General features: G+C 68.9%; 5 protein-coding genes. 2 read left to right on the top strand and 3 right to left on the bottom strand.

Annotated elements, in window-relative coordinates; translation table 11 throughout:
* Nucleotides 1-110 precede the first annotated feature (110 nt).
* Both mfd and HUU94_RS01100 read right to left on the bottom strand, forming a co-directional pair.
* Nucleotides 111-3,572: a transcription-repair coupling factor gene (mfd, locus tag HUU94_RS01105; RefSeq protein WP_174273288.1), complete on the bottom strand. Its 3,462-nt coding sequence runs from the start codon at nt 3,570-3,572 to the stop codon at nt 111-113.
* Nucleotides 3,569-3,835: a succinate dehydrogenase assembly factor 2 gene (locus HUU94_RS01100; protein ID WP_174273287.1), complete on the bottom strand. Its 267-nt coding sequence runs from the start codon at nt 3,833-3,835 to the stop codon at nt 3,569-3,571. Before HUU94_RS01100 ends, mfd begins: the two co-directional genes overlap by 4 nt.
* Before the next feature lie 69 nt (nt 3,836-3,904).
* On the opposite strand from HUU94_RS01100, the gene recG reads away from it, so the two are divergent.
* A complete protein-coding gene (gene recG, locus HUU94_RS01095; protein WP_174273286.1) occupies nt 3,905-5,968 on the top strand; it encodes an ATP-dependent DNA helicase RecG in 2,064 nt (687 codons plus the stop codon).
* 47 nt (nt 5,969-6,015) lie between these two features.
* Here the strand turns inward: recG and tyrS are convergent, their stop codons facing one another.
* Entirely contained in the window at nt 6,016-7,245 is a 1,230-nt protein-coding gene (gene tyrS / locus HUU94_RS01090; protein WP_174273285.1) for a tyrosine--tRNA ligase, read from the bottom strand.
* A 91-nt stretch (nt 7,246-7,336) separates the two neighbouring features.
* Here tyrS and HUU94_RS01085 point away from each other — a divergent pair, with 91 nt between their 5' ends.
* Entirely contained in the window at nt 7,337-8,452 is a 1,116-nt protein-coding gene (locus HUU94_RS01085; RefSeq protein ID WP_174273284.1) for an anhydro-N-acetylmuramic acid kinase, read from the top strand.
* The last annotated feature ends 19 nt before the right edge of the window (nt 8,453-8,471 follow it).

Here is an 8,471-nt window from a genome sequence, read left to right as displayed (position 1 = left end):
TGAAGGAGAAGCGGGACCCCGGCTCAAGGCCGGGGTGACGTTTCGGCTAGAGTCGGATGCGATCGACAGAGCGGAACTGAGACGATCCTTCCCTTCCAGGGGAGGATCGTTCAAGCGACGATCTTCGCCAGCCCGCGCGACAGTTGCAACGCGCCGTTGAGCGCCTTCTCGCTCGATCCCCATTCGCGGCTGATCACCAGCTTGCTGTCGGGCCGCAGCTTGGCCGTGCCCTTGAGCCGTTCGACATAAGCGATCAGCCCCGGAAGATCGGGGAATTGATCCTGGAAGAAGCTGACCAACGCGCCCTTGGGCCCGACATCCAGCTTGGCGACGCAGGCCTTGCGGCAGTTGAGCTTGGTCTCGATGATCGTCAGCAGGTTCTGCGTGGCGTCGGGAAGCGGGCCGAAGCGATCGATCATTTCGGCGGCGAACGCCTCGATCTGATCCTTGTTCTCGAGCTCGTTCATGCGGCGGTAGAGCCCCATGCGCAGATCGAGATCGGGGACGTAATCGTCGGCGATCATGATCGGCGCGTCGACGCTGATCTGGGGTGAGAAGTCGCGGCTGCGCGCGGCCTCGGCGATGCCGCCGGCCTTGGCCTCCATGATCGCCTCTTCGAGCATCGATTGGTAGAGTTCGAAGCCGACCTCCCGGATATGCCCCGATTGCTCGTCGCCGAGCAGGTTGCCCGCGCCCCTGATATCGAGATCGTGGCTGGCGAGCTGGAAGCCCGCGCCCAGCGTATCGAGGTTCTGGAGGATGTGGAGCCGCTTTTCGGCGGTCTCGCTGACCTGCCGGTTGGGCGGGGTGGTGAGATAGGCGTAGGCGCGCGTCTTGGCGCGGCCGACGCGGCCCCGGAGCTGATAGAGCTGCGCCAGCCCGAAGCGATCGGCGCGGTGGACGATCAGCGTGTTGGCGGCCGGGATATCGAGCCCGCTTTCGACGATGGTGGTCGACAGCAGCACGTCGAACGTCCGGTCGTAGAAGGCGCTCATCCGCTCCTCGACCTCGGTCGGCGGCTGCTGGCCGTGCGCGATGACGTAGCGGATTTCGGGCACGTCCTTGCGGAGGAATTCCTCGATATCGGGGAGGTCCTTGATGCGCGGCACCACGAAGAAGCTCTGTCCGCCGCGATAATGTTCGCGCAGCAGCGCCTCGCGGATCACCACCGGGTCCCACGGCGCCACATAGGTGCGCACCGCGAGGCGATCGACCGGCGGCGTCTGGATCACCGAGAGCTCGCGCAGCCCCGACATCGCCATCTGAAGCGTGCGCGGGATCGGCGTCGCGGTGAGCGTGAGGACGTGGACGTCGGTCTTCAGGCCCTTCAGCCGTTCCTTGTGCGTGACGCCGAAGCGCTGCTCCTCGTCGACGATGACGAGCCCGAGCCGCTTGAATTCGATGCCCTTGGCGAGGATCGCGTGCGTGCCGACGACGATGTCGATCGTGCCGTCGGCCAGCCCCTCCTTGGTCTTCCGCGCCTCGGCGGCAGGTACGAGACGCGAAAGGCGGCCGACCTCGATCGGGAAGCCTCGCATCCGCTCGGCGACGTTGGTGAAATGCTGGCGCGCGAGCAGGGTGGTCGGGCAGACCAAGGCGACCTGCATTCCCGCCATCGCCGCGACGAACGCGGCGCGGAGCGCGACCTCGGTCTTGCCGAAGCCGACGTCGCCGACGATCAGCCGGTCCATCGGCTTGCCCGCGGCAAGATCGTCAAGCGTCTCGCCGATCGCGCGATCCTGATCGTCGGTCTCCTCATAGGGGAAGCGATCGGCGAAGGCGGCGTAGGCGGTGTCGCTCTGCGCGATATCGGCGGCGCGAAGCGCGCGTTCGGCGGCGGTGGCGATCAACTCGCCCGCGATCTCGAGGATGCGCTCCTTCATCCTGGCCTTGCGCCGCTGCCACGCCTCGCCGCCGAGCTTGTCGAGCGCCGCGCCTTCCTCGGAGCCGTAGCGCGACAGCACCTCGAGATTTTCCACCGGCACGTAGAGCTTGTCGCCGCCCGAATAGGACAGCGCGACGCAATCGTGCGCGACCTTGCTCACCGGAATCTGCTGGAGCCCCTCGTAGCGGCCGATGCCGTGATCCGAATGGACGACGAGATCGCCGGGCGAGAGCGTCGCCAGCTCGGCGAGGAAGGCGTCGGCGGACTTGCGCTTCCTGTGGCGGCGGATCAGCCGGTCGCCCAGCATGTCCTGCTCGGTGAGCAGCGCGATGTCGGGCGTGGTGAAGCCATGGTCGAGCGGCAGCACCGCGAGCGCGGTCGTGCCCGGCTTGAACGCGCGGCCGAGCGCATCCTGCCAATCGTCGGCGAGCATCGCGCTATCGAGGCCATGATCGGCGAGCAGCCCCTTCAGCCGCTCGCGCGCGCCGCCCGAATAGCTCGCCAGCACGACCTTGCGCTTCGATCGGCCGAGATCGCCGATATGCGCGACCACCGCGTCGTAGATGTTCGCGTTCTGCGCGCGCTCGGGCGCGAAGTCGCGCGCGCCATCGACGCCGAAGTCGATCACGCGATCGGACTCGGGCTCGTGATAGGGCGTGGTCAGATGGATGGGGCGATCCCGGACCGCCTCGTCCCACTCGGCGCGCGTCAGATAGAGCTGTTCGGGGCCGAGCGGACGGTAGCTGCCGGGATCGCGCGACTGCGCGTTCTGGCGATTCTCGAAATAATCGGTGATCGCATCGAAGCGTCCCTCCGCAGCGCCGTCCGCACCCGGATCGCGGACGATGACGTCGTCGGGCGAAAGATGATCGAACAGGCTCGCCAGCCGTTCCTCGACCAAGGGCAGCCAATGCTCCATGCCGGAGAGGCGGCGGCCTTCGGACAGCGCCTGATAGAGCGGATCGCCGGTGGCGTTGGCGCCGAACTTCTCGCGATAGCGCGTGCGGAAGCGCTTGATGCCCTCGCCGTCGAGCAGCATCTCCGAGGCGGGGAGCAGGGTGAAGCCCTTGAGCGGCGCGATGGTACGCTGGTCGTCGACGTTGAACTGGCGCACCGTCTCGATCTCGTCGCCGAAGAAATCGAGCCGCAAGGCGAGCAATTCGCCGGTGGGGAACAGATCGACCAGCCCGCCGCGCACCGCATATTCGCCCGCCTCGTGGACGGTGTCGGCGCGGACGTAGCCATTGGCCTGGAGCAGCTCGGCGAGCGCGTCGCGGTCGATCCGCTCGCCGGGCGCGAGGCTCGCGGAAAGCTGGCGGACGCGGAACGGCGTCAGCGTGCGCTGCGTGGCGGCGTTGACCGTGGTGACGAGCAGTTGCGGCTTGCCGCCTTTCCTCTGCAATGCGTGCAGCCCGGCCAGCCGCTCCGATGTCGCGCGCAGCGAGGGCGAGGCGCGATCGTAGGGCAGGCAATCCCAGGAAGGGAAGGTCAGCACCTCCAGCTCGGGCGCGAAATAGAGCGCGGCATCGGCAAGCCCGCGCATCGTCGTCTCGTCGGGCGCCACGAACACCGCGCGGCCCTTGGCGGCGCGCGCGAGATCGGCCATCAGCCACGGCAGGAACCCCGCCGGCGCGCCGGCCAGCGTCAGTTGCTCGCCGGCCTTCAGGATGCGTCCGAAATCCGTCACTTGGGGATCGGCACATAATCGAGGACCTGCATCCGCGTCATCATCGGGCCCTGCCAGCGCGGCGGCACCGGCTGGATGCCGATCGCCCAGGCCATGATATCGACGTCCTGTTCCTCGATGAACGCCTCGAACCAGTCGGTCGCGGCCTCGTCCCATCCTTCGGCGAACGCGTCGAAGAAGCCGCCGATCATCAGATCGGCTTCTTTGGTGCCGCGGTGCCAGGCGCGGAAGCGCAGGCGCTTGAGGCGGATTTCGCGGTCCATCGGGCTCCATGCGGGATTGCCGGCTGCCGCTTTGCGGCGCCGGTGGGAGAAGGCTATCGCCCTCTAGCCATGCGCCCCGAGCTTCTCAATCCACTGTTTGCCGAGGTCGAGGCGCTGAAGGGCGTCGGCACCGCCCTGGCCAAGCCGCTCGCCCGGCTCGGGCTGGCGCGGGTGATCGACCTGCTGTTTCACCTGCCGAGCGGCTGGATCGATCGCAAGCGCGTCGCCGCGCTCGACCAGGCCGACGTCGGCCAGGTGGTGATCGCGCGCGTGACGCCGACCGATCACCGCTTCGGCCGCAGCCCGCGCGCACCCTCCCGCGTCGTCGCCAGCGATGCCGAGGGCAATATGGTCGCTTTGGTCTTCTTCGGCGGCGGATCGGGCTATGCCAGGAAATTGCTGCCGCTAGGCGAGGCCGTGACGATTTCGGGCAAGCTCGAGCAGTATGACCAATGGCTGCAGATCGTCCACCCCGAGGTGATCGCGCCCGATCAGGCCGATACGCTGGCGGCGCGCGAGGCGGTCTATCCGCTGTCCGAAGGGATGAGCGCCAAGCGGCTCGCGGCGCTGATCGCGCAGGGGCTGGAGCGCGCGCCGCCGCTGCCCGAATGGATCGAGCCCAGCCTCCAGCAGACGCGCGGCTGGCCCGGCTGGCGCGAGGCGCTGGCGCGCATCCATGCCGATCCCGCCGACGCCAAGGCGCGCGAGCGGCTCGCCTATGACGAGATCTTCGCCAACCAACTCGCGCTACAATTGGTGCGCGCTTCCTCGCGGAGGCGGCGGGGGCAGCCGCTGGCCGGCGACGGGCGGCTGCGCGACGCGCTGAAGCTGCCTTACAGCCCCACCGGCGCGCAGCGGCGGGCGATCGGGGAGATCGAGGGCGATCTCGCGCAATCCGCGCCGATGCTGCGGCTGCTGCAGGGCGATGTCGGCGCGGGCAAGACCTTGGTGGCGCTGATGGCGCTGCTCGTCGCGGCGGAGGCGGGCGCGCAGGGCGCGCTGCTGGCGCCGACCGAGATCCTCGCACGCCAGCATTACGATACGCTGTCGCGGATGCTCGCGGGCGTGCCGGTGACGGTGGCGGTGCTGACCGGGCGCGACAAGGGGGGGGTGCGCGAATCGACGCTGATGGGGCTCGCCGACGGATCGATCGACATTCTCGTCGGCACGCACGCCATCTTCCAGGAGGCGGTGCGCTACCGGCGGCTGGGGCTGGCGGTGATCGACGAGCAGCATCGCTTCGGCGTCGCGCAACGCCTGCTGCTCGCGGAGAAGGCCGAACGCCCGCCGCACCTGCTGGCGATGACCGCGACGCCGATCCCGCGCACGCTGACGCTCAGCCATTATGGCGAGATGGACGTCAGCCGCCTCGACGAGATGCCGCCGGGCCGCCAGCCGATCGAAACGCGCGTGATCGCCGACGATCGGCTGGGCGAGGTGATCGAGAGCGTCGGGCGGCATCTGGGCGGCGGCGGCCAGGCCTATTGGGTCTGCCCGCTGGTCGAGGAGAGCGCGGTCTCCGATCTCGCCGCCGCCGACGCGCGCGCCGCCGAACTCCGCGCGCGGTTCGGGGACAAGGTCGGCCTCGTCCACGGCCGGATGAAGCCCGCCGAGAAGGATGCGGTGATGGCGGGCTTCCAGCAGGGGCGGATCGCGCTGCTGGTCGCGACGACGGTGATCGAGGTCGGCGTCGACGTGCCGAACGCGACGTTGATGGTGATCGAGCATGCCGATCGCTTCGGCCTCGCGCAACTTCACCAGTTGCGGGGGCGAGTCGGGCGGGGCGAGGGGCGATCGGTGTGCCTGCTGTTGCGCTCGTCGGTGCCGCTCGGCGAGACCGCGCGCGCGCGGCTGGCGCTGCTGCGCGAGAGCAACGACGGCTTTCGCATCGCCGAAGAGGATTTGCGGCTGCGCGGGAGCGGCGAGATCCTCGGCACGCGCCAATCGGGCGAGGCCGCGTTCCGGCTCGCCACGCCCGAGCAGGTCGGCACGCTGATCGACGCGGCGACGCAGGACGCGCGCCTGCTGGTCGATCGCGACGGCGGACTTGAGGGCGCGCGCGGGCAGGCGGCGCGGCTGGCGCTCTATCTGTTCGAGCGCGACGCGGCGGTGGCGTTGCTGCGCGGGGGCTGAACTATCCGTCATCCAGCTTTCCCTCGGATGACGGTGCGCGGAGGGGATCAGCGCGTCAGCAGCCCGTGCCGCTTCTTGCCGAGGCTGATCTTCACCGGATCGTCCTGATCGAGGACGATCTCGTAGCGTTCGTCCTTGATCACTATGTCGTTGAGGCGGACCGCGCCCTCGGCGATCTTGCGGCGCGCTTCGCCGTTGGAAGCGGCGAACCCCAATACGGTGAGCGCCTGGACGATGCCGATCGCGCCCTCGGCGATCGACAGGCGCGGCAGATTCTCGCCCGCGCCGCCCTGCTCGAAGGTCGCCTGCGCGGTTTGGGACGCTTCCCGGGCGGCCTCGTCGCCGCGGCACAGCGCGGTCGCGGCATCGGCGAGCAATTTCTTGGCTGCGTTGATCTCCGCGCCTTGCAGCGCCTCCAGCCGGGCGATCTCGTCGAGCGGCAGATCGGTGAACAGGCGGAGGAAGCGCGCGACGTCGCGGTCGTCGCTGTTCCGCCAGAATTGCCAATACTCATAGGCGGGAAGCTGGTCGCCGTTGAGCCACACCGCGCCCGCCGCGGTCTTGCCCATCTTGGCGCCGTCGGCGGTGGTGATCAGCGGCGTCGTCAGCCCGAACAGCTCGGCGCCGTCGATCCGCCGGCCGAGCTCGATGCCGTTGACGATGTTGCCCCACTGATCCGATCCACCCATTTGCAGGCGGCAGCCGACGCGGCGCGAAAGCTCCAGGAAATCGTAAGCCTGGAGGATCATATAGTTGAATTCGAGGAAGGTCAGCGGCTGCTCGCGATCGAGCCGGAGCTTGACCGAATCGAAGCTCAGCATGCGGTTGATCGTGAAATGCCGCCCGACATCGCGCAGGAAGGGGACATATTCGAGGCTGTCGAGCCAAGCGGCATTGTCGATCATCACCGCATCGCTCGGGCCGTCGCCGAAGCTCAGGAAGCGTTCGAAGACGCGGAAGATCGAGGCGATGTTGGCCTGGATCGCCTCGGTGGTCAGCAGCTTGCGGCTCTCGTCCTTGCCCGAGGGATCGCCGACCTTGGTGGTGCCGCCGCCCATCACGACGATCGGCTTGTGCCCCGCCTGCTGGAGACGGCGGAGCATCATGATCTGGACGAGGCTGCCGATGTGGAGCGAGGGCGCGGTGGCGTCGAAACCGATGTAGGCGGGCACGATTTGGCGCGCCGCCAGCGCATCGAGCGCGGCGGCATCGGTGATCTGATGGATATAGCCCCGCGCCTGTAGCGAACGGAGCAGTTCGGACTGATGGTCGGCCATGGTGCGGGCGCGCCTAGCATGCGGCCCCCATGCGTTCCACCCGAGCGTCACACTCTCGACTTTGGCCGACGCGAACGGATAGTGAGGGGCGGTGGAACCCGTTCTCGCCATCGGCCTGATGTCAGGCACCTCGCTCGACGGGATCGACGCGGCGCTGCTGCGTACCGACGGCGAAGCGGCCGTGAAGCCGCTGGCGTTCGTGACGCGGCCATATTCGCCCGAGGAGCGCGCGATCCTTCAAGCGGCGGCCGAGCAGGCGCTGACGATGGCGATGCCCGCCTGGCATCCCGCCATCCGCGCCGCCGAATTGTTGCTCGACCAGAGCCACGCCGCGATCGTCGGCGCGCTGCTGGCGGAGGCCGGAGTCGCCGCCGGCGACGTCGCGGTGATCGGCTGTCATGGTCAGACGATCGCGCATCGCCCCGATCGCGGCTGGACGTGGCAGATCGGCGAGGGCGCGGCGCTGGCCGAAGCGACCGGCATCGCCGTGGTCGATCGGCTTCGCGTCGCCGATGTCGCGGCGGGCGGGCAGGGGGCGCCGCTGCTGCCGGTCTATCATCGCGCGCTCTGCGCGGCCCTGCCCAAGCCCGTCGCGATGCTCAACCTCGGCGGGGTCGGCAATCTTACCTGGATCGGCGAGGGCGATGCGCTGATCGCGTTCGACACCGGGCCCGCCAACGGGCTGGTCAATAGCTGGGTCGAGGCGCACGGCGGGGCGGCCTTCGATGCCGAGGGCGCGCTCGCCGCTTCGGGCCAGGTACATATTAGCGTGCTCGACGCGATGCTCGACAATCCGTGGTTCGATCTGCCGCCGCCCAAGTCGCTCGATCGCCACGACTTCACCATCCAGCCGGCGATCGGCCTGTCTCCCGCCGATGGCGCGGCGACGCTGACGCGATTTACCGCCGAGACGGTGGCGCTCGGGCTGCGCCTGCTGCCAGCACCCCCGCGGCGGCTGATCGCCGTGGGCGGCGGACGGCATAATCCGACGCTGATGCGGATGATCGGCGCGGCGTGCGGCCTCCCGCCCGAGCCGATCGAGGCGCTCGGCTCGAACGGCGACGCCACCGAGGCGGAGGGCTTCGCCTATATGGCGGTGCGCTCCCTGCGGGGCCTGCCGATCAGTTTCCCCGGCACGACCGGCGCGCCTAGATCGCTTGCCGGGGGAACGTTGCATCGGCCGCCCGCGTCGGTACGGGTGGCCTGAAGCGACGCTTCGGAAACGC

This window comes from Sphingomonas bacterium (assembly GCF_903644055.1).
GTDB lineage: Bacteria > Pseudomonadota > Alphaproteobacteria > Sphingomonadales > Sphingomonadaceae > Sphingomonas_I.
The sequence above is the reverse complement of the archived record's forward strand: the minus strand, read 5'-3'. Positions and strand labels throughout refer to the sequence as shown.

Bases quoted from the DNA above. Each gene is read 5' to 3' on its own strand.
- tyrS (WP_174273285.1), bottom strand. From the start codon at position 7,245: ATGGCCGACCATCAGTCCGAACTGCTCCGTTCGCTACAGGCGCGGGGC.
- HUU94_RS01100 (WP_174273287.1), bottom strand. From the start codon at position 3,835: ATGGACCGCGAAATCCGCCTCAAGCGCCTGCGCTTCCGCGCCTGGCAC.
- recG (WP_174273286.1), top strand. From the start codon at position 3,905: ATGCGCCCCGAGCTTCTCAATCCACTGTTTGCCGAGGTCGAGGCGCTG.